Below are 26,270 nucleotides of genomic sequence, written 5' to 3'. Positions count from 1 at the left end.
ATGAGATCTCTCATTCGTAAGAAGTAAGACCCCTTGTAGATGACAAGGTTGATAGGCCAGGTGTGTAAGTCCAGCAATGGATTCAGCTGACTGGTACTAATAGGTCGAGGGCTTGACTTAATCCGTTAGCACGTTGTGCTAACTCAATTAATCCTAAAATACTTTTGCTTTTGATGTTAGCATTAACATGCTAACGAAGCGACTTACTCAAATCTTTTAACAAAGATTTGGTGCGCTGCTTCTGTGAAGTTTTGAGAGAGCATATCTTTCAAACATTTGAGCTCTACGGAGTTTAAATGATGTTAGCATTTCGATGCTAACGAAGCGACTTACACAAATCTTTTATCAAAGATTTGGTGCGCTGCTTCACTTTATCCAGTGACGATAGCTAAGGGGTCCCACCTGTTCCCATACCGAACACAGTAGTTAAGCCCTTATACGCCGAAAGTACTTGGTTGGAAACGACCTGGGAGGATAGGTAGTTGCTGGTTAAGGCACTCATTCTTTTATGAGTGCCTTTTGTTTTCGCTAAAAACAATATGATCCACTAGCTCAGTTGGTAGAGCACCTGACTTTTAATCAGGGTGTCGATGGTTCGAGCCCATCGTGGGTCACCATTTTTTAGAATATACTTATGTGGCCCAGTAGTTTAGCGGTTAGAATGCCGCCCTGTCACGGCGGAGGTCGTCGGTTCAAATCCGATCTGGGTCGCCATTACTATGCTGGAATAGCTCAACTGGTAGAGCACCTCACTTGTAATGAGGATGTTGCGGGTTCAAGTCCTGTTTCCAGCTCCATTCAATCGGCGGCATAGCCAAGTGGTAAGGCAGAGGTCTGCAAAACCTCTATTCCCCAGTTCAAATCTGGGTGCCGCCTCCAATTTAGTTCAAGTCCGTTCCTTCGCACAAAACCAACGATTATCTAGGAACGCTATTGGTGTTATTATATTAAATCATTTTGTTAATAAAACTCGCAAGCAGTCATGCTTGCGAGTTTATTTATTCATCAGAAGGATTAAGTAACTTATCCTTCCACTTGGCTAGGCTGGCACAACTTGAATAATGGCTCATAGAAAAATAAAAAAGTTCTTACCCATAAACAGATAAGAACTGCATGAAAAAAATTGAATGTCAGAATAAAGTTTTAAGATATTTTTTATTCTATGATTTAATTAATACCGCAATAACATCGTTGGCTATATCGAAATTCGTCAATAGGTTGCGTTCTTTTTTCAGCCTTATCGGTACTAAATGAACTTTCATCCTTGCGACTCAGCATTGTATCTTTCCAAGTCTGCGCCATAACTCCAGTTGACAGATCTTGCTTCATCGAATCAGTTCCAATAATTTGCTTGATGAGTATATTTTTTTTCAAGTCAATACGCCTCCTAGATTCCTTTGTTAAAATTACGACAATTTTTATTATTCATTAATTTTGGAATCATTACAATTTTCCTTTCTTTATAGTACACTATTAAAATGAAAAGGTAAAATTGATATTTGTAATTAGTGATATTCGTTTTATCTATTAGGAAAAGAAATAAAGTTGCTTATGGTTATACATTTATCTGAAGACTAGATCGTTATAAGGTTTTTATCTTCTCTAGTTAAGATTGCGTGTTAACTTTTTCGTGATCAAATTTTCAAGGATATTATTGTGACATAGCGAATATAAGTAGATAAGTTATCTAAAGCTAGCCATTGCACTGTATCTACAGTACATTAATGCAATAAAAACTACTAAAAATAAGGAGAGTATTATCTATGGAAAATAAGGAATCAAGTGAAATGCCAGTAAAAAAATCATGGAAAGAAAATATAAATACTTTTATTGCAGTGACGACTTTGATTTTGGCAGTGTGTGCAACGTTGACTGCATTTAAAGCGGCAGGTTATGGCAATAAAATGGTTTTAGCCCAGAGCCAAGCTTCTGATCAGTGGGCTTATTATCAAGCTAAAAGTATTAAAGAAACAACGATACAAGCTCAACGAGATATGGTAGAACTAACCATGGAACAAACAGGCATAACGGAACGCTATAAAGAAAAAATTATACAGTATGACAAAGAGATAGCGCGTTATAAACAAGAAAAAAATGATATCACTGTAGAGGCTAAGCGGTTAGAAGGTATACGGGATGCTTCTCAAGGGTACAACAGTAATTTTGGACAAGCTTTAATTTTCCTGCAAATTGGTATTTTATTATCCTCATTGGCTTCCATTAACAAAGTAACTTTTTACTGGTATATGGGGCTTGCTGCTGGAGGAACAGGTGTAATCATGTTTATTTATACAATGGCAACAATCGTTTAAATCATATACTGGTTATGAAATGGTAAATCATAGTGAAAAAGGTCGTTGCAGGAAAAATATATAAGTTAAGAAAGGGAAGATTATGAAATCATTTTTACGAAAAACTACACTGCAGATTATCCTAGTGACTTTATTTTTCTCATTCATGGTGGCCGTTCATCCTGCAGCTGCATCTGAAATGACCACAGATTTAGTAAATATACAAATCCTCACAATGAATGATTTTCATGGAGCATTAGTGGAAAATGGTAAAAACCCTGGTGCTGCAAAAATAGCCCAGTATCTAAAGGTGATGAAGGGAAAAAATCCAAATGGGACCTTGATTTTGAGTGCTGGTGACATGTTTCAGGGAAGCCCTGATTCTAATCTTTTATATGGTAAGACAGTAGTAGAGGTTATGAATGCCGTTGGTTTTGATGCCATGACCATTGGCAATCATGAATTTGACTGGGGTGTAGCTATATTGAAAGAGCGGATTGCTCAATCCCATTTTCCTTATATCTCTGCTAATATTCTTGACAAAAAAACTGGTAAGTCAGCTGATTTTGTTACACCATATACAATTTTTGAACGTGATGGCATTAAAATTGCCGTAATTGGTTTGACGACACCAGAAACAGCTTACAAATCCAGTCCTAAAGTTATGTCAGCTTATTTATTTGAAGATCCTGCAAAAACTGTTAATGCCCTGATACCTGAACTTAAGAAAAAAAACGCAGATGTTATTATTGTTTTATCTCATATGAGTAGCTTTATGGATAAAACAACAGGTGAAATCACAGGGGAAGTTACTGATATGTTAGAAAATACTAACCATATTGATGCCGTTATATCAGGTCATTCTCATCAATTTGTTCATGGAACAGTCAATGGTGTCCCAATTGTTCAGGCTAATTATTTTGGCCGAGCTGTTGGTAAAATAAATTTCTTATTTAAAAAAAGCACCAGGCAGATTTTAGTGTCTAGTGCTGATACGATTCCATTACCTTTTGATGGATTAACTGCTGAGAAAGAAGTTGAAGGAATCATTAATAAGGCTCAAATTGAAATTGCTCCAGTCAAAAATACTATTCTTGGTAGTACAATAAGAGAACTGAGCCATGACCGGGAGGCTGGGCAATTGTCACTCCTTGGTCAATGGACAGCCGATGCAATGCGGGAGGCCACTGCTGCTGATATAGCTTTCGAAAATGCTGGTGGTATCAGAACGAACATTCCTGCGGGCAATATTACTATGGGTAAACTTTATGAAGTATTTCCATTTGATAATACTTTAGTTACAGTAGAAATGACAGGTGCTCAAGTCATGAAAGTTCTGCACCATGGTATTGGGAATCGTAACATAGGTATGGTACAGTTTTCCGGGCTAAAAGTAATCTATGATAGAGAGCAGACTGATGACCAACGTATTAAGGTTACCCTCTTAGATGGTACCCCTCTTGATCTTACTAGAAACTACAAGATTGTGATGAACGACTTTATGGCTGCAGGCGGCGACAATTTTACCATGTTTAAAGAGGGGAATCGGCAAACGGATACATACATACCATTGAGAGATATGTTCGTTACTGCCATTAAAAAACTAAAAATCATTGATTTCAATGGTGATAATCGTTTTATGGAGATCAAACCTACTGCAATGAATGTCTTAGCGATTGCTGCCTAATAAATAGTTAAATCAAGGACATACCAAAGATAGACGTGAGGTTGATTTCTACTTTAATTGGTGGATTATGGTGTGGTTTCCAGCCGCCCTGATGATTCAAGATTTGCCTATCAGAAATATAACACTAAGTTTGTTGGAGTTCATCTCGCAGAATTGCCGTTTATTTATCTTTATTTAGAATTTATAATTAATTCAGAAGATGTGTGAGTCATGTGGTGCGCCATTACTTAAATGATACACCCTTATTAAGTTCAGCTTTTACTGCTTTTATGATTGTTAAGTGCTATTATGAAAAAAACTTGACAATAAAAATAAATATTGTTATAGTTAATGAAATTTAATAGATTAGTATTATAATACAAAGATGTATTAGCGAGAATTATTGTTCTTGTTAGTGCGTCTTTTTTCTTGTATAAGTTCATTAATATGGAATGAACGTTTCTACCAGGCAACCAGTAATTGCCCTAGGCTACAAGAAGCAAAGGATAGTACTCTGTTTATTAGTTAGTTGATAACGTGTTAAAGGGTTGGGCATGTTATGGCAGATGATTGAAACAGGTAGGTCTATTTTGCTTATTGTTTCCTAGTTTTTTTATTGACTTAATAAATCGCTGACAGAAGTATAACATTAGTGGAGGGAAAGGTATGTTAACAAAGCAGAATAATTTACGTGCAGCAATCGAAGCTGCGCAAATGGTTAAGATTAAGAAAAATGATGGGGAAGATTATAATTTTAAATTATATGCCTTTGGTGAGCGCGGGACGTTTATCGAGCCAGAGTTAATTACTGAGATAACTGAGAATTTAGCACAAAGTATAACAGAAGAGTTCTCAAACTTTGATTATTTGGTCTCGCCGGAACCTGGCGGTCATACTTGGGGAATGTTGGCAGCATATAGATTAAATAAACCTATTAACATTCTGCGGCTGAGTACTCAAGATAATCAAACTGCAGCAGATAGTATTAAGCGAGAAACGGCATATAATGAGAATTATATTAGTTTTGCTGGGTTTAAATCAGGGGATAGGGTTTTGCTGGTTGATGATGTCATTAGCTCAGGTGGGACAATTTACGCCATAGTTCCACAGTTAAGAAATCTAGGAGTAGAGATTGCCGGAATACAGGTAATTTTGGTGAAGGGTGAGCATTACAAAAAAATGAAAAGCGATTTGTCAGTACCTATTAAGTACTTAGCTAAAATATAAAAGCAATCCAACCTCTATGCCACTCAAATTTAAGTGAGATGTCTTCTTTCTATTTAATAAAATGCTCCGAAAAGAAGAGTCTCCGTAGCACGCTGTAGTCGAAGCTCTTATAAACTATTCTTCTAAATTCAATATTTTATTACAGTATAGTTATGTAGAGCAAAAGCTAGTAGCCAGATTGTGAGATCTGGCTACGCCTTTTATAGTTAATCGAACGTCAACAATTCAGTTTTCATCTGTCATTACGATAGTTAGCTATTGAAAATTTTCTTGCTGATTGCTGGTAATAGCACTAGTAGTACTACTAGATGCTGAATTTAATTGGTTTTGTGCTGTAACACCAATACGGCTATTGAGCTGGCTGATATGCCGATCCATATCTTGGGACATACTTTGGAACATTTGTTGAGCGCTCTTATCGTCTGTAGACGTCTCAAATGTGGCGTAAGTGCCTTTTGCCGATTCTGCTGCAGCCAGAGCTTTTTCCAAATCTTTTTTTACTGTCATTATAGTACCTCCTTAAAGTTAATCCTCTACTATTATTTACAGTTTGATGCGCTTTATATCAGGGATTTAGTGGGACTATTATATTTATTAAAACAGCTGGAGATGATTGAATGGATACGATTTGTCTTTGTGGTAGCTGTCGGTAGATACAGCAGATGACAGAATTGTTTTTGGTACTCACCAATTTGAAATAAAAAATCCTCTGTAGTATAACAAGACAGGGTAATAAATAATATACGAGAAAAACACTGTTAATATTCAAGATAATGTTAACAGTGTTTTTCTCGTATATTAGGCGGGTAATACTATCCAAATTTTGATGCTTTAAGTAAAAAGAAGGGATTATTTTGGATTTAGTAGAAATATGAGAAAATGTTAAACGATCAAGAAAAATTTATAGAAGTGATTAAGGAAAGGAGGGGAATCTATTGAATCCATTCGATGTTTTGGGTTTTACGGAGAATATCAAAGGACGACGGTTATCTAGATATACATGGCTCATTATCTTGACAGCGATCTTCTTGATAAGTGGTCTGTGGATTTATGTTAGCTATCAAACTCGCTATGATTATGACAAAGCGATAGCCGAAGCTTCTACGGAAACTATGAATTTGGCAATTGCTTTTGAAGAACACGAGCGGAGAATCGTAGCCAGTGCTGATAAAGACTTACTTAAACTGAAATACGCTTATGAACGAGATGGTATTTTAAGCCAAGTCGTTGCCGATTACCTTGAAAACATAGGAGATGATGCCCTCCGCAATCAAATTGCCATCTACGATGAACAAGGATTCCTAATTGGAAGCTTCATTAAGGGGCTCCCTCTAACGAACTACTCTGATCGAGCATACTTCCAGGCTCATCGTGACTCCGTTACTGAGACATTGTTCATTGGATCGCCAATTCAACCCAAGAATTTAGGCCAGAGTATCATTCCACTGAGCCGACGTATTAACAAACCGGATGGATCCTTTGGTGGTATCGTTTATATCGGACTAAAGACAGATTACTTTCTTGATTTTTACAATAAAATGCAGCTTGGTCAGGATCAATTGACTATGTTAGTTGGTATGGATGGGATTGTGAGGATCCGTCGGGTTAATGATGATACTACGGGAGGCGGTTTAAATTTTAGGCAAGGTAGTTCATTGTGGAATCACCTCCAAACAGGACGCGCCTATGGCACATACATCACAAATAGCTTCATGGATGGATCTATGCGTGTAATCAGTTATCGCGTAATGCCCGATTATCCCCTCGCAGTCGTGGTCGGTAAATCTGGTAAAGAGGCTCTGTTTAGTTATGAACAGCGTAAACAAGGATATATCCTGGGGGCTTTATTATCGAGCCTATTTTTGCTGATATTTTGTAACTTGCTGATAAACCGAATGGAAAAGCAACTTTATTACAATGCACGAATTAGCGAGTTGAACTTAAAGCTCCAGAGTTTTAATGCTGAGCTGGAAAACACGGTGGCGGAACGCACCATGGAATTACAGGATATTAATACAACATTGGAAGAAGAAATTATGGAAAGGCAATCTGCGGAGCAATCCTTATTAAAGGCTAAAGAAGAGGCAGAACGGGCTAATGTCGCAAAAAGCAAATTTCTTGCCAATATGTCACATGAAATCAGGACACCTATGAATGGAATTATTGGGATGACAGATATAACCTTAATGACCAATTTAGAAGAAAAACAGCGAGAATATCTAACTGTTGTAAAATCATCAACTATGGCACTACTTCGAGTGTTAAATGACATTCTGGACTACTCAAAAATTGAAGCAGATAAAATCGAGCTAGAAGAGGCCGCTTTTGATATTTGTCAAACAACGAATGAAGTGATTGATTTATTTACAATTGCGGCAAAACAGAAGGGCTTATCTATTTCATTAAACATTGACAAGGATGTACCACGTACGATCATTGGTGATTCAGTGCGATTACGACAAGTACTTTCTAATTTAGTGGGTAATGGAGTTAAATTTACCTTACAAGGTCAAATTGTGATTGATATTAAGATTGAGGAAAAGTATGGGGATAAATTAAGATTAAGGTTTGTGGTAACTGATACTGGAATTGGAATTGCAGATGATAAACTTGATAAGCTGTTTAAACGATTTAGCCAAATTGATGATTCCCACACAAAACAATTTGGTGGAACGGGGCTTGGACTTGCGATTTCCCAAAAGCTGATTGAAATCATGAATGGAGAAATCGGAGTAGAAAGTAGAGAAGGGGTAGGGAGCCGTTTCTTTTTTACAGCCGTATTTGGAGTTCATGATGAAGTAGAAGTCCCTAAGGAAGAGATTACCCATCATGAACTCCTTCAATATGAAAATTCAGAGCTTAAAACAGTGCTTCTCGTTGAAGATGATTTAGTAAGTAGAAACTTGGTAACTATACTATTAGAGAAAAATGGTTTTAAGGTGATTGCAGTGGAAAATGGGAGGGAGGCAATTGATGCCTTCGAAAAAGAAAAGTTTGATATGATTTTAATGGATATCAATATGCCTTATTTGGATGGTTATTCGGCAACGACCCAAATTAGATTAATAGAGAAAAATATGAAATTTCGTACGCCGATTATAGCGATGACTGCATATGGCTTAAAAGGCGATCGAGAAAAATGCTTGGAAGCAGGTATGGATGATTATATTAGTAAACCAATTAACATTAATCAAGTTTTGGATATCATTCAAAAGTATATAACGTCAGCAGTTTATACCGATGATGTTTTAAAATAATTTTGATGTAATATCCCTCTGGTAGCATCGGTGAGCGAGGAAGAAGATTATCTAAAAGCTTAGAACTTATTATTTGACTGATTGCTATTCAAAGAAAAAACAGGATTTTTGAAGATAAAAGGCTAATCTTAATTCTAATATGACATTTTGCTATTTAAAGAATTGGGAGGATTTGAAATGATGCAAGGGAAAAGTGAACGTAGCCAATTTTGGGTGAAAGTTCTTCTAATTATATCAATCTTTGTTTTTAGTTTCTTAGGGCGAAATTAAAAATGATAATGTAAAAAAATAAGCTATATGAGATGCTCCCTTTATAATAGACAGTTGAAATAAAAAAACTGTTTCTATGAAGGGAGTATATTTTATAGGACGAAAAGGGAAATATGACTTCAATTTGAATAAAGCCATGATTACTTCATTTGGAGTAGTTGCATAACCTCCTGGTCTTTGGTTTCTGAAAAATCTTTGTAATATGCACCTACAGCCGAAAAAGGATCAGGTTGTACAAGGCATATAAATTTATCAACCTCTTGGGATAAATTAGCTACAACATCTGGTGGAGCAATGGGTACTGCAACAATAATTTTTGATGGATTTAATGTTTTTAACCATTGTATGGCAGCGCGAATGGTATAACCAGTGGCTATTCCATCATCTACGATGAGAGCTTCTTTACCATTCATATCAGGAATGGCAGTTGAACCTATATAATGCAGTTGACGTCTTACAATTTCAGAATAGCCTTGTTTAATCATTCCTTCCATTTTATCATCGGTAATACCGATATTACTTATTGTTCTTTGATCAAAAATAGCGCTGCCATCTGGCATAACTGCACCGATGGCTACTTCTTCATTAGCGGGATGACCTATTTTTCTGGTAACCAATAAGTTAATGACTGTATCCAGAGTTACTGCAATGGGGGCAGCTACTACCACACCGCCTCTAGGTACTGCTAGTAAACATAAATTGCTAAGATGTAAAGTCTTCAGTTTTTCAGCCAATAGTGTTCCTGCTTCANAACCAATAAGTTAATGACTGTATCCAGAGTTACTGCAATGGGGGCAGCTACTACCACACCGCCTCTAGGTACTGCTAGTAAACATAAATTGCTAAGATGTAAAGTCTTCAGTTTTTCAGCCAATAGTGTTCCTGCTTCAGTCCTGTCTTTAAACATGGTGATCCTCCTGATAAACTTTTTAATGCGTTCCCTATATATTTTTCTACATAACAAGATATTTTATCCCTTTTCGAGGGGAATGGGGGCAGACTCATAGAGTAACTGAATCACATGAATTGATATGATTTTTGTATAGTAGACAGAAAGAAGAAAGCACTTTTAAAAATGGTATAATAGATTGGAACGCAAGATAAGAACGAAAGGTGGAACAGTTTCTGAATAATGTGGTATGCAGAATTAACAGTTACAAGTGTATAGGGATTGACAGTTGTAAAAAAACAGGGAAATACCAAGGTTGGGCGGCTTTCTGGCAAGATTCATGCGGCAGTTATGGTTTTGGTGTATATCGTAATATTACGGAACTCATGGCTGAACATTATGATGCGGATTGTTTGCTCATTGATATTCCAGTTGGGTTACCTGAAAATAACCAAGATGAGATTGCAAGGCCTGATCGTGAACTAAGAAGCAGACTAAAAGGGAAATCAGCCAGTGTATTTAACACGCCGTGTAGGCAAGCTGTTTATTCTCAAGATAAACAAGATGCAAAAAAGATTAATCTTCAGTTCTTAGGGAAAAGCTTATCAGAGCAGTCTCTAGGTTTTACCCCCAAAATACGAGAAGTTGATCAGTTCTTATTTGATAATCCCCAATATATCGGTCGCCTACGGGAATCACACCCTGAATATGGCTTTGCGCTATTAAATCATGGTAAGCCACTTCTAAGTAAAAAAAGTGAACGTGTCGGTCTAGATGAACGCAAAGTCGTATTGAATCAGCATTTTAAGCATACAGAAAATGCACTGTGTGAAATCATAGCTCACTATCCAAAGGTATTGATTGATGATTTTGTTGATGCTATGGTGCTGGCAGTTATTGGCCATATTGGTATGGAACATGGATTTGAGACCATTCCAGAGCAACCTCAAAAAGACAGCAGAGGATTGCCTATGGAAATCGCATATAGTAGAAAGTTTTAAAAGAGCTAACTGATCTGACTGAAATATTTTAAAAGATAGGACAGAGAGCGGTATACTTAAGTAATCACCTTGACGTTTTTTTGGAATGGACATTATTTGTCTATTAAACAATGCTATTATAAACAATAGAAATAATAAAGTAGTGGTAGCCATTTAGTAAGATTTTAAGATTAAAATACAAGGAGATTGGCTATGTCTTTTACATTAGATGATAAACTGGTAATTGCTATATCTTCCCGTGCTCTTTTTGATTTAGCTGAAAGTAATAAGATTTTTGAAGAAAAAGGAGAGGAGGAGTATACTAAATACCAGATAGAACATGAGAATGAATTACTGCAGTATGGTGTAGCATTTCCATTGATAAAGAAATTATTAGAACTTCGTAATCCTACAACCCAAGAAACTATGGTAGAAATAGTTTTGATCTCTAAGAATGATCCTAATACGGGGCTACGGGTATTCAATTCTATTGAGAAACATGGCTTGGAAATTACTCGGGCAGCATTTTCTAGGGGGAGATCACCTTATAAATATCTACAAGCATTTAATACAGATTTATTTTTATCTGCTAATCCAGAGGATGTAATGCTTGCCCTGGAAAATGGATGTGCTAGTGCTACGATTTATGAGGGAATCTATTCAGAGCGGAATGATGATTTACAGGAGATTAGGATAGCTTTTGATGGTGACGCTGTTATATTTAGTGATGAAGCCGAAAAAATATATCAAGACATGGGATTAATTGAATTTCAACGGAATGAAAAAGAAAAGTGTGAAATACCTTTAGCTCCTGGTCCTTTTAAAATGTTTTTAACAGCATTAAATAATTTACAAAAAGCTTATAAGAATGAAAAGCAGAAGCCAATAAGAACAGCATTGGTGACGGCTCGTAATGCACCCGCACATAAAAGAGCAATAAAAACATTACGGGCATGGGGCATTGGTGTTGATGAAGCATTTTTCTTAGGTGGATTAGATAAGGCAGCTATTTTAGAAAGTTTTAATCCCCACATTTTTTTTGATGACCAACATACATATTGTCTTAATGCATCCAAGGTTGTACCAACAGGGCATGTACCAAGTGGTGTGAAGAATAAAAAAGAGTTTGATTTAGTGGAATAAATTTGGATTGGCTTATAGATATATAATAGAATTTCTAGTATTTGTTAGGCTTATCAATATCCTTCTGTGGTGAAATGGGAGATTAATAATGAAAGAATTTTTTACTATTGGAGAAATGTCGAAATTATTTCATGTCAAAATTGCAACACTTAGATATTATGATGAAATTGGTCTTTTAAAACCTCAATATACGAATGAGCAGAATAATTACCGATACTATTCAACCCAGCAGTTTGAGAGATTAAATTCAATTAAATACTTAAGAACTTTAGGTGTGCCTATCAATAGGATGCTAGATTTTTATAACTATCGTGAAATTGATACTCTTGTTGAAATGTTAAAAAAGAAACAAAATGAAATTAATGGGAAAAAGAGGGAGTTAGAAGAAATAGAACGTAAAATTTCTCGACGTCTAACGCAAATTGAGGATGCCGTTACTACTCCATTAGACACAATTTTTGAAGTAAAGATACCCGAATGGCGTGTTGCTTACTTACGTCGTGAATATGTTCTTGGAGATGATATCGAATATCCTATTTCAGAATTAAGTACAAATCATGGTATAGATGGGGAAATATTTTTGGGAAAAATCGGTATATCTATTTCGGTTCCTGATTTAAAGTCCAATAAATTTGATCGATATTCTAGTATTTTTATGGTTTTAGAAGATGAAGACCAATTCGCTACGTCTGAAAGAACCTTTCCCTCTAGAAATTGTTTGCAGATTCGTTTTAAAGGAACCCATATGGATTCCTCACGTTACTACCGAAAATTATTTGCATATATGAACGAGCATAATTATGAGTTGACCGGTGATTCTATTGAGATTACGCTGATTGATTATGGTATCACTAATGATAGGGATAAATACGTTACTGAAATAGTATTGCCTTATACCCACAGGTAAATTGTTATAATTGATTTAATCGTTTTTCTTATTGACCCTCTAGTTACTAGAGGGTTTATATTATTGTTAAATGAATTAAGGGGGACGATACAAAATGATAGGTGTAATAGTAAATACAATTGCTGTTATTATAGGCGGGCTTGTTGGGTTGTTATTTAAAACAGGAATTCCTAAAAAAATTGCCGATGCAGTTATGGTTGGGATCGGATTGTGTACCGTTTATATTGGCTTGGTGGGAACGCTAAAGGGTGAAAACCCTTTAATACTTATTGGTTCTATAGTCATTGGTACCATTATAGGAACATTGATAGACATTGATAAACGATTAAATGTATTAGGAGAGGATCTTGGAAGCCGATGTAAGACTTCTTCAGCCAACTCAGTTTCAATTGCAGAAGGTTTTGTTACGGGAAGTCTTCTGTTTTGTACAGGTGCTATGACAATCGTTGGTTCATTAAATGCAGGACTTTCTGGAGACAATAAGATGCTTTTTACTAAATCAATGCTTGATCTGATATCATCTGCGATGATGTCAGTAAGTCTCGGACTTGGTATATTATTTTCTGCTTTTTTTGTTTTAATTTTTCAAGGAGCCATTGTCTTATCGGCACAATTATTACAACCGATTCTTACTCATTCCGTTATTTCTGAAATTACATGTGTGGGTTCTCTAATGATAATAGCACTTGGATTAAACCTGATTGGTATTGCCAAGATTAAAGTAGCAAATTATTTACCTTCCATTCTTATTACCCCACTTTTATGTTGGATAGAAAAAATCATATAACAAGATATGATGATCTAAAATACTATTTCTGCCATGAATAGTGAAGATAGTATAATTCCGATTCCAAAAGGTATTGCCAGAATTTTTAGATCTATAGACCCTTTTTTTATACAGTGGTATAATGATTCCATTTAGACTAACTTAAAAGCATATTAATCATACTAAGTAATCATTACATATTATAAAAATAATGACAGAAGGAAATTAACATTATGGAAAAATCAAAGCTTATTGAAATGATAAAGGATAATCCTAATGCTATAGCCTACATTGATAATCCTACAGATGAGATGAAGTTATTAGCTATTAAAAAAAATGGACTTGCGTTAAAATATATAGATAATCCAACTAGTCAGATGCAAGAATCAGCTATCGACAATAATGCTCGAGCGATTGAATTTATAAATAACCCTACAGAAGACATGATGATAAAAGCTATAAATAGCGGATGGGTTAACTTAGTGTATATTAAAAATCCAACGGATAAGTTAATTAAATTAGCGATAAATCAAGCTGGATGGGCAATTAAATATGTTACTCATCCAAGTGAAGAATTGCAATTATTAGCTGTAAGTAGAAATTACGATTCAATAAAGTTTATAAAAGAACCTTACGCGCGTGTACAAGAAGAGGCTGTAAAAATTAGTTATGATGCATTGCGATATATAAATTCACCTACACATAATGCAGAGCTTATTGCTATTAAAAATAATGAGAAGGCGATTCGATTTATAAATGATTTAGATAAAAATAAAATGTTAGAATTTCTGAAGGTAAATATTTTAGTGATTAAATATGTTATGAAAGAAATATCTAAGGATGAATTAGAACAAGTGTTAAAAGAAGCATTATCAAATGAACATATTGAAGAAAAATATGTGAGAGATTATTTAAATTATAGTGCTATCGATAAGAATAGTGACATTATGCCAATCGATAAGATCATGTTTATTTACAAATATGGAAGTAAAAAGGCAAAAAAAATAGCTGTAGATGAAAAGCTGAAGATGATATAGGAGAGAAAATAATGAATTTTATAGCCACATTAAAAAGTGTTGATTTAGTACTATCTACTGGAGAGGTTCCTTTAATTGTTGGTGAAAGCGGAATAGGAAAAACAGCTTTAGCCAAGGAAATTGCTACAGAAAATAATTGGAGTTTATTTGTTATTGATGGGAATCTCCTGAAAGAAGGTGAAATAGGTGGTCTGCCAACGATAGAATCTTATGAAAGAGTTAATCATAAAGGAGATAAGGCCCTAAAGAAAGCTACAGCCTATGCCGTTCATCATAAGTTAAGAGAAATTGATGAAGAAATATCAAAAGGAAAAACAGTTCTTTTATTTATAGACGAGATCAATCGTTGTGAACATACAGTACAACAGGAACTTATGAATTTAATATTAAATAGAGAAATTAATGGCTATCAATTACACAAAGACGTAAAAATAGTAGCAGCGATGAATCCTTCCAGTAAATATGGTTCGGATTTTGATTACCAAGTTGTCGATATGGATGCAGCGCAAGAAAATAGATTTGTGTGGTTATATATGGAATCTGATTATATCCAGTGGTTAGATTGGGCAATCGATACAGGAATTGAGGAAAAGGTTATAGAGTTTATCTCAACCTTCCCAGAATATTTGCATAAAATAAATGAAAATGATATAAGAGCTACTCCAAGAAGCTATGAAAGAATTTCTAGCATTTATAAAATTTATAAGGAGAAAAAAGATTCAATACCTAGATCCGTGTTTTTAAATGTGATAAGAGGAAATGTAGGAAAATTGATTGCAGAAGAGTTTGTTAGTTTTGTTGAATCAGATCATCATTCACTACTCTCTTATGAAGATATCTTTTCAGGAGATTGTCTTCATGAATCGATGATAGAAAGAATAAAAAAGGAAAGTCATACAAGACTTTATCTATCCGCAAAGAATATTTTAAAAAACTTAGAATCAACTATAAAAAATGATCATGATGACTCAAGTTATTATATTGATCGATTAATTGAGTTGTTAAAACTATATCCTGTAGACTTAATGATAGGAATCATGAAGGATATTAAACATAGTTATATTGAAGTATACAAACATGCCATAGAAAATGAAGCCTTTGTAGAATCCTATTTCGAATCTTATAAATTAATAAGGTGATAATGCATGGAAACTTATTTTGAAACCCTTGTGAAAGAGCTTTATGAAAAAGCAACTAAAATAATTACTATTTTTTTAAAAGAAAATCGTAACGCTAATCCCTCTAAGCTAACTATACCAAAAGATTTTAAAGAAGAGTTTTTTAGCCTCGTAGATAAAGTCAATTTAAGTCTTATGGAAGACAAAGATAATTTCTATGGATATTTTTTGTTTCAAATGTCAAGAGAAATAAGATTTGATATCAGTAGCCCTACTGCTGTGAATTTTAAAGGCGCTAACTATGTTATCTATTTTAATCCTATCATTTTTTTAACTCTTACTATAAAACAAATGGAAAGTACAATTAAACACGAAATACTCCATATCTTATCAATGCATTTAATAAGATCAAAAGAACTTAAGAGCGGCTATGGAACATTAGCCATTAATATGGCAATGGATATCGTAGTCAATGCATATTTAGATCATCTCCCACCCTATGCTACTACATTAGAATGGGTAAATTTAAATCATTCTTTAAAACTCTTGCCATTTAAACCCTTTGAGTATTATGTAGAAAAGATCCAAAGTGCTATAGACTTACTCGAAGCAGATCAAGATGCAGTAGAGGATGATAGTCATAAGGATGAACAAATAAAAACTGATTATAATCCTGAAAAAACCCATGACATATGGGAAGATTCTAGTGATATCGATGAAAAAACCTTGAAAGAATTTACGGAGAAGTTTGTTAATACTTCTCAAAAAGGTACGATTCCAAGTTATTTAGAAGGCATGATATCATCACTTAAAAATAGCAAGGGTGAATTGCCTTGGAATTTATATCTTAAGAGGTTAATGGGAACTGTTGAAAGTAATCAAAAGAAGACGATAACAAGAAGAAATAGAAGACAGCCCGATCGATTAGATTTAAGAGGTCAACTTAGGAGTCATAAAGCAAACATTGCTGTTGCCCTTGACATAAGTGGAAGCATTAGTGATGAGGAATTTAATCAAGCCATTAAAGAAGTGCTGAGTATCGTAAAAAATTATAATCATGAAATTACGATTCTAGAATGTGATAGTGAAATTAGACGTGTGTATAAAGTCAAATCTGTAAAGGATATCAAAGAAAGAATTAATATAAGAGGAGGCACTAGATTTACTCCAGTTTTTAAATATGCGAATCATAATAAGGTTAATTTGTTAGTGTATTTTACTGATGGTAAAGGTGAAGATAAGCTTCTATCAATACCTAGAGGGTATAAAACTTTATGGGTTATTTCTGGGAGAGGAGATAAGCTTTCATTAAAAGAAGCTTATGGAACAGTTAAAAAACTTAATGCTGTTGAAATAAAAGATACTGTATTAGATATAAGTGATGTTATAAGAGATGGATATTCAATGACTAACCAAGAAAGAATTAATTGACCAATAGATCAAAGTCTGTTGGTCTTCTTTTTTCGATTTTTTTGCATTAAAATAGAGAATATAGTCTAAGTTGGCAAAAGTGGAGAACATAACGTTGCCTATACGTCATTATATAGTGTAAAATAGAACGAATTATAAAGTTTGTTATAAGGGGAAATTGTTTATGATCCAAACTACGAATCGTCAAATGACAATTCAAACATTACAGGGGAAGCTCTTAGCCGCTTATGAATATTTAATAGAACACAATGATCAAGAAAATGCGGTCAAAGTTAAGCAATTAGCAGGTAAATTAGTAAATGAGGAATTTGCCATTGCATTTTGCGGGCATTTTTCTGCAGGAAAATCAACGATAATTAATCGTTTGGTGGGGGAAAATTTACTGCCGTCAAGCCCAATTCCAACCAGTGCCAATCTTGTAAAAGTCAAATCGGGAGAAGAGTATGTAAAGGTATTTTTTAAAAACGAAAAACCTCGTTTATATCTCGCTCCATATGATTATAAAATGGTAAAAAACTATTGCAAGGATGGGGATCAAATCCAGTCAATTGAGATTAGCCATTCGGATTCCCAGCTGCCGAGTCAAACCGTTATTATGGATACTCCCGGTATTGATTCTGCAGATGATGCTCATCGTATTGCTACTGAATCTGCCATTCACCTTGCTGATTTGATTTTTTATGTAATGGATTATAATCATGTTCAATCAGAATTAAATTTTATGTTTACAAAAGAGTTAACAGAGGCTGGCAAAGAGGTTTATCTTGTGATTAATCAAGTGGATAAGCATTCTAGTCAGGAACTTTCCTTTTCGGAATTTAAAACAAGTGTGGTTGAATCCTTCTCATCATGGGGAGTAAAACCGGCTGATATTTTTTATACCTCTTTGAAAAAAGATGACCATGAGTATAATCAATTTTTAGAATTGCAGGCTTTTTTGGCGGAGCGGTTAAAAGAGAAAGATAGCTTACTCCTTCAATCTATTTTCCATTCCCTGCAAAAAATCATCAAAGACCATTTGGAGTCAACAAAGAAGAAGAAGGAACTGGAGCTAGAGCCGTTCAAGGATGTCTTAAATGAATTATCTGTTGCGGAGCAGGAAGAGTTAGCGGTTAACTACGACAGGCTGAGTGAAGAGGAAAACGCTTTAATAGAGGGGCCCCTAAAGGCAGAAAAGGAATTTGATTCTGAGGTTAATAATATCATGGCGAATGCCTATTTAATGCCGTTTGAAACCAGGGCACTCGCTGAGTCCTATCTTGAGTCATGTGAGCCAAAATTTAAGGTTGGATGGCTGTTTACAAAACAAAAAACGTTAGCGACGAGAGAGGAAAGGTTGAATCTCTTTTATCAAGGGATACTTGAAAAAACAAAATCACAGTTAGATTGGCATCTTCGTGATTTTCTATTGAGGTTTTTAAAGGCAAAGCGGATAGAAAATAAAGAATTGCTTGCTAAAATCCAGAATTTTAATGTTGATTTTTCAAAGGAATTATTATCCGCTGCTGTAAAAACGGGGGCACGTTTATCAGGCGATTATGTTATAAATTATACGGACAATGTGGCAAACGAAATTAAACGTTTGGCTAAAAGCGGCTTAGCTGAGCTTAAAATCGAAATGCTAAATATTTTACATGATAAAAATACAGACAGCCAAGTACGATTAAGCCAAAAATCAGCAAACCTAAAGCGTTATATCACTGCACTTGAACAGGTAAAAAAATATGAGTCAGCTGAGAGTCTTGAGCAAAGGAAGCTGGAAACACTACTTAGTGAAGCAAATGGGATGGAGGATGACCGTTTCCATTTGTTTGATCTAGAAGAAGAGGAATTTGAGGTAGTTTATGGGGAAACCGGGCATGTAGAGCAGGTAAAGAAAAAAACGAGTCTCCCGATGCAAAGGCCTATTCCAAAAGAGAAAACTCCATTACCCGCTAACGCCTCAGACCGGATGAAACAGACAGCTGAAAAATTGAAGAAGACTGCGCAGCTTGTTCAAGAGTTGCCGGGCTTTAGGAAACTTGCAGGTGAACTGAAAGAAAAAGCAGAAAGACTTAATCATAAAGGTTTTACTGTTGCATTATTCGGGGCATTTAGTGCCGGTAAATCTTCTTTTGCTAATGCGTTACTCGGAGAAAGAGTTTTACCTGTTTCACCAAATCCAATGACAGCAGCAATAAACAAAATTAAGCCGATCAATGAATCATATCCACATGGGACTGTTCGCGTTAAAGTAAAAGAAGAACGTGCCATGCTCGAAGATGTAAATCATGCCTTAAAATTATTTGATTTTCATGCGGAGAGCTTAGCTGATGCAATGATAAAAGTAGAAAAACTCAATGAGCATTTGAGCCAGACGGGTGCAGGCGAGAAGACAAATTATGCTTTTTTGCAGGCCTTTACCCGTGGATATGCTGCTTTTAGCGGACAGCTAGGTACGGTACTCGAAAAAACGATCACTGAATTTAGTGATTATGTTGCAATGGAAGAAAAATCTTGCTTTGTCGAATGGATTGATCTTTATTATGATTGTCCGTTAACCCGTAAAGGAATTACCTTAGTTGATACCCCGGGGGCGGATTCAATTAATGCCCGTCACACAGGAGTGGCGTTTGACTTTATCAAAAATTCCGATGCTATTTTGTTTGTAACCTACTATAATCATGCATTTTCAAAAGCAGATCGGGAGTTTTTAATTCAGCTGGGGCGTGTAAAAGATTCATTTCAATTAGATAAAATGTTTTTTATTATAAATGCCATTGATTTAGCCGATAGCGAGGAAGAAAAGGAAACCGTTACTCTATATGTTCACGAACAGCTAATAAAATATGGAGTCAAAAATCCCCATTTATATCCACTATCAAGCTTAGAGGCACTGAAAGAAAAGCAAGAAAAGATAAACCTTCCCGTTTCAGGAATGTCAGCTTTTGAGGAGGCTTTTTATCATTTTATTACAAATGATTTGGCGAGCTTAGCGGTTCGAGCATCGGAAAATGAACTGAGCCGTGTTTCTCGTTTAGTAGCAAAGCTCATTGATAGCAGTAAAGAAGATGCTGCGGTTAAGCAGCAAAAGCGGGCAAATATAGAAGCAGAGAAAGCGGGTATAAACGAAATTCTTGTGCAGCAAATAGCACAAAATTTAAAAAATAGCCTATACCAGGAAACAGAAACATTAATTTATTATATAAAGCAGCGGGTATTTTTACGTTTTAATGAGTTCTTTAGAGAAGCATTCAATCCTAGCGTATTACGCGATGATGGCCGTAATCTGAAAAAAACGTTACAGAATGCGCTTGAAGAATTGCTCGAACAAATTGGTTTTGAATTTGCACAGGAAATGAGAGCAACGACTGTAAGATTAGACCGCTTTGCTGAAAAAATAACAGCAGAGTATCAGAGAACGCTTGTCGAAATGATTGGTGAGATTAATCAGGATTTATCTTTTTCCCTTTTTGAATTTGAGAATAAAGCACAAATTGATTTTGAAATAGCTTTCAAAGAGATTCAGTATGGGTTATTTTCAAAAGCAATGGCTTATTTTAAAAATCCAAAATCATTTTTTGAAAAAAATGAAAATAAATTAATGAGTGATGAGATTTATCGTGTGCTTAACACAGAGACAGATGCGTATTTAGAGAATGAACAAAAACGGATGCAGGCTCTATATGGAGATGTTATGGAGGGTGAGTTTAAGCAATTAATTTCGCATATGACGGAACAAACGGATGACTTTTATTTAAGTTTACTCTCAGCCTTAGATGGGGGAGTTCCAGCTAAACAATTAATGGAGATCCAGCAGAGTTTGACGGAACTTAAATAAAGAATAAAAGCAGGAATGAACCTAATACAGAAAACATTACTAATAATGAAAACAATAACTACTATGAAAAAATGGCATGAACCCTTATTTAATAGGGATCATGCCATTTTTTTCGATTTTTTGAACAAGCTTTAACTAAATCATATAATAAATCTAAAATTTACCATATGATTTTCTCCAAATGCGTATCATCCGAGTAGTCCAACATTTTCTTAGCAAGAATTGTGACTACAATTCTTCTCCCCTAGTAGCAATCATTTGCTTATACCAATGGAAGGATAATTTTTTCTTTCGTGCTAAATTATTAGTATGATCTACATAAATAAAACCATATTGTTTCTTATAGCCATTCAACCAACTCAATAAATCAATGACTGACCAAGCATAATAACCTTTTAGATTAATGCCTTCTAGAATACCTTTTTTCACAGCTTTTAAATGTTCCTCAATATACTTGATTCTAGGTACATCGGCAATTTCATCTTGAATAATAGGATCCTCATCACCTAAACCATTCTCGGTTATATACATTTTAACATCACCGTACGCTATCTTTAGCATCCGTAGTCCTTCTAAAAAGCCTTCAGCGGAAATTTCCCAACCCCATTTAGTATATACTTTATCCGCCATTTTTACAGTTTTATACACACCATCAAAAGATGCATTACCAGGTGCACCCGTTGACTGTTCTCGACTTTTATCCGTGGAGTCTTGCGACATATCATTTTTTGCGACTCTCTGTGGTTGATAATAATTCAGTCCAATAAAATCATTTTGTGGTGCAGCGACCTTAAGGATATCTAATTCTTCTGCTGTCCATTCTGGGGTCCATCCTTTCTCTGCCAATTGTTTTACAACATACTCTGGATATGTTCCTAGCAGAATAGGGTCATAATACCAAGCTGTGGAATATTGATTGGCATGATAGGTAGCTTTTTCGTTCTCAGCATTATTGTCGATACTGAATGCTGGATTAAATACATGTGTAATACCGATTTCACCAAATTGTTTCATTTTCTTATAGTCACTGACCGCTCTAGCATGAGCTGTAAAGACATTATGTGTTGCTTGAAAATACTTCTTAGGATCGCTCAATATCCCTGGTGGATGTGCTCCCAACAGATAACCATGACCACAAAATATGATTGTTTCATTGAAAGTAATCCAGTGTTTTACACGATCGCCAAATGTTTTGAAACAAATATTGGCATACTTTACGAATGCATTCATTGTCCGTTTGTTGTTCCAACCACCGTCGGCTTCTAAGGTTTCTGGCAAATCCCAGTGATACAAGGTTACGAAGGGGACGATTCCATAATGTAAACATTCATCAATCAAATTATTATAGAATTCAAGACCTTTGGGATTGATTTCGCCATCACCATCAGGAATAATTCTGGGCCATGATAATGAAAAACGATAAGATTCCAATCCCATTTCGGCCATCAATTTTACGTCTTCTTTATACCGATGATAGTGATCTATTGCTACATCACCATTGGTTGCTTCGAATGTCTTGCCAGGAATTTTCGAAAACAAATCCCAATTGGATATTCCTTTACCATCTTCATTCCATGCACCCTCAACTTGATAGGATGCGGAAGCCGCTCCAAACAAAAAATCTTTAGGAAATTTCATATACTTTATTCTCCTTTTTTCAGTTTGCTCTCTTCACCATGGGAATTATTTTCTTTTCATAAGTCATTATATATTCATACGAAATAGCAATGCAATTGTGATAAAATAGAACTGCACTAGTACAGTTGAAAGGATGTTAGTATGGATACGATCTATGTACGAATAGCTATGGATATTGAAAATAGTATCTACGAAGGGGACTATCAACTTCATAAAAAACTCCCCTCTGTCAGAGACTTATCTGAAAAATACAGTTGCTCGCAAGGTACTGTTATTAAGGCATATGAAACATTAAAAAATAAGCATCTCATTTATTCACTACCGCAAAGCGGTTATTATATTGTCGAGAATGTCATTAGGACTGAGAACATTGATACTGAGGTAATAGACTTCTCTACTGGTAATTTATTAATGCGTGATATGCATATACCTGACCTTAACCATTGTTTGAATAGAGCTACGGATATATACCAGGATCTATCCTTATCACATACTGTCTATGGTGTAGAATCCTTACGAAAATTATCTGTCAAGTACTTGGCAGATTCTCAAGTCTTTACTCCGATGAATAATGTCTTTATTAATTTAGGTATTCAACCAGCACTTAGTATTTTGGCACAAATGCCTTTTCCTAATGGTAAGAGTGCAATCTTGATTGAACAACCAACCTATAAATACTTTATCGATTTTCTGAAATTTTCTGGTATCCAAGTGCTCGGAATACGCAGAGATGAGCAGGGAATTGATCTAAATCAATTGGAGGATCTTTTCAAAAAAGAACCTATCAAATTTTTTTATACTGTTCCTCGTAATCATAATCCATTAGGTACAACCTATCCAAAAGCACAACGAAAAGCCATTGCTGAACTAGCCGCTCGATATGATGTATATATTGTGGAGGATGACTATTTCGGCGATATCTCTTTCGATTCTAAATACGATCCCATCTATGCCTATGGTGACCATCAGCATCATATCTATTTAAAAAATTTTTCTAAAATACTTCCCTGGATTCGAGTGGGAATTGTAGTCATTCCCACTGACCTTTTAACCATCTTTATAGAACATACACGTTTTTCCTATTATTATTCTTATTTTTCAGCTTCCTTGATCTCGCAAGCCACGCTAGAAATTTATATTCGCAGTAATATACTAAAAAAACATGTCCAATCAATAAAAAAAGAGCTCTCTGAAAGACTACAATGTCTGGAGAACCATTTTCATAACTTGGCTGCCTATAATATAAAATGCATCGGTGGCAAAACGGGTTATTATTCTTATTTGAAGCTGCCAGAGTATATGAATGAGAATCAGTTTATTGAAAATCTAAAAAAACGTCATATTTTCATTGCTGGTGGAAGTAATTACTCTTTTTACATCAATAACTCTTGGCGTGAGAAAGGAATCCGACTGAGTATTGCGCGTACCAATAAAGCTGCGATTAACAAGGGGTTTGAGATAATCTATGAAGAATTGAAGCGCCGTTAAGACGAACCTGCGGACTAAAGCAGACTGTTTGAGTCATTGGCACTAAGGGCATCATCAACTGGAAATTGTATAATAAACTACCACTTTCTTACCTTCAATTTCGAAAAGCTAACTTTTTTCTGTCCTTTCCTGTTAGCCCGATGAGGGTAAGGCTCTACAAAAATAGTTAGCTGACTATATATAGGGCAAGGAGGTTTTGTCGCATAAAAGTAGAAATCAAAGTGTTAGAGTAAGCCGCGTTTACAGGAGACCAATAGAAAATTACAATCAGTAGGGAGTGTTGTAAATGAAGATTGTCGTTGTAGGAGCTGGGGCTGTCGGTGGATATTTTGGCGGCCGGTTACAAGAAGCTGGTTTCGAGGTTACCTTTCTGGTACGGGAAAATAGAGCCAAGCAATTGCGAGAGCACGGACTTGTCATCCAAAGTCCTGCAGGTAATGTCCAATTAATGCCGCAGATTGCGGTAGATGTAAAGGAAATTAGTGCCTGTGATCTAGTGCTGTTAGCCGTAAAAAATTATCATCTTGCACCTATACTTGAATCATTGCGTCCACTAGTGGAGCAAGGAGCAAAGGTATTACCGCTGTTAAATGGAGTGGAACATTTTGCAATACTAGAGCACGCCTTTGGCAAAAAAAACATTCTCGGTGGACTATGTCAAATTGTCACAACCCTGGATAAGGACGGCCGAATCATACATACCAGCAAACTTCATGATATTACCTTTGGTATCTTAGACGAAGAGCAGACGGAGTTTTGCCATCATTTTGCAAAACTGGCAGAATCAGCAGTGATGCCCGTAACTATGAGCCATTCGATTTGGGTGGATCTATGGAGCAAATATGCATTCATAACCGCTTTTTCTGGTGTCACTACCGCCAGCCGATTGCCCATCAACGAGATACTAAAGGTGGAGCCTACTAAGAAGGTGTACCACTTGCTTTTAACGGAAATGCATACATTAGCTGCTGCTAAGGGAGTTACCCTTCCATCTGCTTTTGTTGAAAAGACGATAGACCGAATGAAGCTACTGCCCGATGAATCCACCTCTTCTATGCATCAGGATTTCCGAAAAGGGTTGCCCCTGGAAGTAGAAAGCCTTCAAGGAGCCGCCATACGTTTGGGGAAAGAAGCCGGAGTGGAGTTGCCTACGATAACAACGGTTTATGGATTAATCAAACCTTATGAACAGGGGGGCTATTAACTGATCTTCGTTCTAAGTTAGACCGCTGGGTTACACTTTAAAAAGTATCAAAAAAGCCAGACGCTGTCTGGTGAAAAAAGATTTCAAGTTAATATATTGGGTTATCTTCTTTCTTAAAAAACGTTATCCTTTGATAGATCGTCATTATCAAACAAAATGTGATAGTTTGTTCAAAGAGAAGACAGTTGGTTTAAACAGAGAGGAACGGCGTAGTTTAAGGCTATAGTAAATAAAGGGACAGGTGCATTGTTTTAAAACACTACACCTGTCCCTTGTCTTAAAATATACTATTGGATAATATATGCACTCACGATCTCTCCGTAATAAGCGGTATGAAAATCCTTGTTTGCACCATGAAATGAACTATCGACATCCTGTGGGTAACATATCTTCTTATTTTCTTCTGTAATTTCACGCTCATCTTGTTTTTGCTTATATATAACCTTACACTCAAGGGTTAAAGGAAGTTCCTTAATAGCAGGAACAGAAATATGATTAGGCGTTTCAAGTGTCAAGTTAAGTTTTTTGATTTTATCAATATCACGACCAGATTTTGTCCCGCAAATCCCCAATATCTCTTTGTTAAAAGCACCATATGGTATATTTATTGTGAATTCAGGATTTTTTTCTAGTTGATGTTTTGTAAAGCGATTTTCTCTAACGAAAACTGTAAAAATCGGTTTTGACCATTCAATTCCAAGTGTACCCCAAGAAATAGTCATAGAGTTTACTTTTTCATCTACTTTTGTGGTCAACAAAACGCCTGTTTTGACCGCTTTCATAATATCATTAGCATAATCAAATACTTCAATTTCTTTTTTCATAGTGTTAAACCCCCTTGAAACTTTGATGTTTCTAATAGTAAACTGATGTACAATTAATAACAAGTATGCACTTTTTTGTGAGATACTAACCAAAAAGAGAGTATGAATGGACGATACGTTGTTTTTACATAGCGGTGGACGTTGGGGTGGACGTTAGGGACGATCCTTTTTGTCACACTAAAGTTGTCAAAAAAGGACTGCAGTGCATCTGAAAAAATGGACAATAGCTGATGGGGACATTAGACTATATACAAAGGGGTGCATGCTGATGGTTAAAAGAGAGTATAGTCAAGAATTTAAGCTTTCGGTAATTA

19 protein-coding genes, 4 tRNA genes, 2 rRNA genes and 1 riboswitch are annotated in these 26,270 nt (G+C 35.5%); of the genes, 20 read left to right on the top strand and 5 right to left on the bottom strand.

Annotation, left to right across the window (positions count from 1 at the left end):
- The 6 genes from ACAN52_RS20975 to ACAN52_RS20950 form a co-directional block, all read left to right on the top strand.
- A 23S ribosomal RNA gene (locus ACAN52_RS20975) occupies window positions 1-120 on the top strand; the annotation flags it as partial.
- A gap of 254 nt (window positions 121-374) precedes the next feature.
- A 5S ribosomal RNA gene (gene rrf / locus ACAN52_RS20970) occupies window positions 375-491 on the top strand.
- 50 nt (window positions 492-541) lie between these two features.
- A tRNA-Lys gene (locus ACAN52_RS20965) sits at window positions 542-617 on the top strand.
- A gap of 21 nt (window positions 618-638) precedes the next feature.
- Window positions 639-714: transfer RNA gene (locus tag ACAN52_RS20960), tRNA-Asp, on the top strand.
- A gap of 7 nt (window positions 715-721) precedes the next feature.
- Window positions 722-797: transfer RNA gene (locus ACAN52_RS20955), tRNA-Thr, on the top strand.
- A gap of 7 nt (window positions 798-804) precedes the next feature.
- A tRNA-Cys gene (locus ACAN52_RS20950) sits at window positions 805-879 on the top strand.
- Window positions 880-1,167: 288 nt separating this feature from the next.
- Here the strand turns inward: ACAN52_RS20950 and ACAN52_RS20945 are convergent.
- Window positions 1,168-1,374, bottom strand: coding sequence for a hypothetical protein (locus ACAN52_RS20945; RefSeq protein WP_378957051.1), 207 nt, complete (start codon window positions 1,372-1,374; stop codon window positions 1,168-1,170).
- 389 nt (window positions 1,375-1,763) lie between these two features.
- Here ACAN52_RS20945 and ACAN52_RS20940 point away from each other — a divergent pair, with 389 nt between their 5' ends.
- From ACAN52_RS20940 to ACAN52_RS20930, 3 genes are all read left to right on the top strand, one after another.
- Window positions 1,764-2,312, top strand: a complete 549-nt coding sequence (locus ACAN52_RS20940; RefSeq protein WP_378957050.1) for a DUF4337 domain-containing protein — start codon at window positions 1,764-1,766, stop codon at window positions 2,310-2,312.
- Between the two features lie 82 nt (window positions 2,313-2,394).
- Window positions 2,395-3,978: a bifunctional metallophosphatase/5'-nucleotidase gene (locus ACAN52_RS20935; RefSeq protein WP_378957048.1), complete on the top strand. Its 1,584-nt coding sequence runs from the start codon at window positions 2,395-2,397 to the stop codon at window positions 3,976-3,978.
- A gap of 388 nt (window positions 3,979-4,366) precedes the next feature.
- A riboswitch (purine riboswitch) is annotated at window positions 4,367-4,470 on the top strand.
- Window positions 4,471-4,623: 153 nt separating this feature from the next.
- Complete coding sequence (locus ACAN52_RS20930) at window positions 4,624-5,184, top strand: phosphoribosyltransferase family protein (protein ID WP_378957047.1); 561 nt, start codon at window positions 4,624-4,626, stop codon at window positions 5,182-5,184.
- A gap of 255 nt (window positions 5,185-5,439) precedes the next feature.
- Here the strand turns inward: ACAN52_RS20930 and ACAN52_RS20925 are convergent, their stop codons facing one another.
- A complete protein-coding gene (locus ACAN52_RS20925) occupies window positions 5,440-5,691 on the bottom strand; it encodes a DUF1657 domain-containing protein (RefSeq protein ID WP_378957046.1) in 252 nt (83 codons plus the stop codon).
- A 428-nt stretch (window positions 5,692-6,119) separates the two neighbouring features.
- On the opposite strand from ACAN52_RS20925, the gene ACAN52_RS20920 reads away from it, so the two are divergent.
- Window positions 6,120-8,441, top strand: a complete 2,322-nt coding sequence (locus ACAN52_RS20920; RefSeq protein WP_378957045.1) for an ATP-binding protein — start codon at window positions 6,120-6,122, stop codon at window positions 8,439-8,441.
- Between the two features lie 410 nt (window positions 8,442-8,851).
- On the opposite strand, the gene ACAN52_RS20915 is transcribed toward ACAN52_RS20920, so the two are convergent.
- Window positions 8,852-9,445, bottom strand: a complete 594-nt coding sequence (locus tag ACAN52_RS20915) for a phosphoribosyltransferase (protein WP_378957043.1) — start codon at window positions 9,443-9,445, stop codon at window positions 8,852-8,854.
- Between the two features lie 379 nt (window positions 9,446-9,824).
- On the opposite strand from ACAN52_RS20915, the gene ACAN52_RS20910 reads away from it, so the two are divergent.
- The 8 genes from ACAN52_RS20910 (at window position 9,825) to ACAN52_RS20875 (ending at window position 20,802) form a co-directional block, all read left to right on the top strand.
- A complete protein-coding gene (locus ACAN52_RS20910) occupies window positions 9,825-10,601 on the top strand; it encodes a DUF429 domain-containing protein (RefSeq protein WP_378957042.1) in 777 nt (258 codons plus the stop codon).
- Window positions 10,602-10,793: 192 nt separating this feature from the next.
- Complete coding sequence (locus ACAN52_RS20905) at window positions 10,794-11,723, top strand: 5'-nucleotidase (protein ID WP_378957041.1); 930 nt, start codon at window positions 10,794-10,796, stop codon at window positions 11,721-11,723.
- 88 nt (window positions 11,724-11,811) lie between these two features.
- A complete protein-coding gene (locus ACAN52_RS20900) occupies window positions 11,812-12,630 on the top strand; it encodes a MerR family transcriptional regulator (RefSeq protein ID WP_378957040.1) in 819 nt (272 codons plus the stop codon).
- 94 nt (window positions 12,631-12,724) lie between these two features.
- On the top strand, window positions 12,725-13,417 hold the full coding sequence (locus ACAN52_RS20895; RefSeq protein ID WP_378957039.1) for a DUF554 domain-containing protein: 693 nt from the start codon (window positions 12,725-12,727) through the stop codon (window positions 13,415-13,417).
- A gap of 212 nt (window positions 13,418-13,629) precedes the next feature.
- On the top strand, window positions 13,630-14,433 hold the full coding sequence (locus ACAN52_RS20890; RefSeq protein ID WP_378957038.1) for a hypothetical protein: 804 nt from the start codon (window positions 13,630-13,632) through the stop codon (window positions 14,431-14,433).
- Between the two features lie 11 nt (window positions 14,434-14,444).
- Window positions 14,445-15,572, top strand: a complete 1,128-nt coding sequence (locus ACAN52_RS20885) for an ATP-binding protein (RefSeq protein WP_378957037.1) — start codon at window positions 14,445-14,447, stop codon at window positions 15,570-15,572.
- A gap of 6 nt (window positions 15,573-15,578) precedes the next feature.
- Complete coding sequence (locus tag ACAN52_RS20880) at window positions 15,579-16,982, top strand: VWA-like domain-containing protein (protein ID WP_378957036.1); 1,404 nt, start codon at window positions 15,579-15,581, stop codon at window positions 16,980-16,982.
- Window positions 16,983-17,145: 163 nt separating this feature from the next.
- Window positions 17,146-20,802, top strand: a complete 3,657-nt coding sequence (locus ACAN52_RS20875) for a dynamin family protein (protein WP_378957035.1) — start codon at window positions 17,146-17,148, stop codon at window positions 20,800-20,802.
- Between the two features lie 228 nt (window positions 20,803-21,030).
- Here ACAN52_RS20875 and ACAN52_RS20870 read toward each other — a convergent pair whose 3' ends face one another.
- A complete protein-coding gene (locus tag ACAN52_RS20870) occupies window positions 21,031-22,440 on the bottom strand; it encodes a glycoside hydrolase family 1 protein (RefSeq protein ID WP_378957034.1) in 1,410 nt (469 codons plus the stop codon).
- 141 nt (window positions 22,441-22,581) lie between these two features.
- Here ACAN52_RS20870 and ACAN52_RS20865 point away from each other — a divergent pair, with 141 nt between their 5' ends.
- Together ACAN52_RS20865 and ACAN52_RS20860 are read left to right on the top strand one after the other, a co-directional pair.
- A complete protein-coding gene (locus tag ACAN52_RS20865) occupies window positions 22,582-23,928 on the top strand; it encodes a PLP-dependent aminotransferase family protein (RefSeq protein ID WP_378957032.1) in 1,347 nt (448 codons plus the stop codon).
- Window positions 23,929-24,214: 286 nt separating this feature from the next.
- A complete protein-coding gene (locus ACAN52_RS20860; RefSeq protein WP_378957030.1) occupies window positions 24,215-25,132 on the top strand; it encodes a ketopantoate reductase family protein in 918 nt (305 codons plus the stop codon).
- A gap of 287 nt (window positions 25,133-25,419) precedes the next feature.
- Here the strand turns inward: ACAN52_RS20860 and ACAN52_RS20855 are convergent, their stop codons facing one another.
- Window positions 25,420-25,956, bottom strand: coding sequence for a flavin reductase family protein (locus ACAN52_RS20855; protein WP_378957028.1), 537 nt, complete (start codon window positions 25,954-25,956; stop codon window positions 25,420-25,422).
- Window positions 25,957-26,270: the final 314 nt, after the last annotated feature.

It is taken from the genome of Pelosinus sp. sgz500959, from assembly GCF_042610375.1.
Taxonomy (GTDB): Bacteria; Bacillota; Negativicutes; order DSM-13327; family DSM-13327; genus CTSoil-075.
The sequence above is the reverse complement of the archived record's forward strand: the minus strand, read 5'-3'. Positions and strand labels throughout refer to the sequence as shown.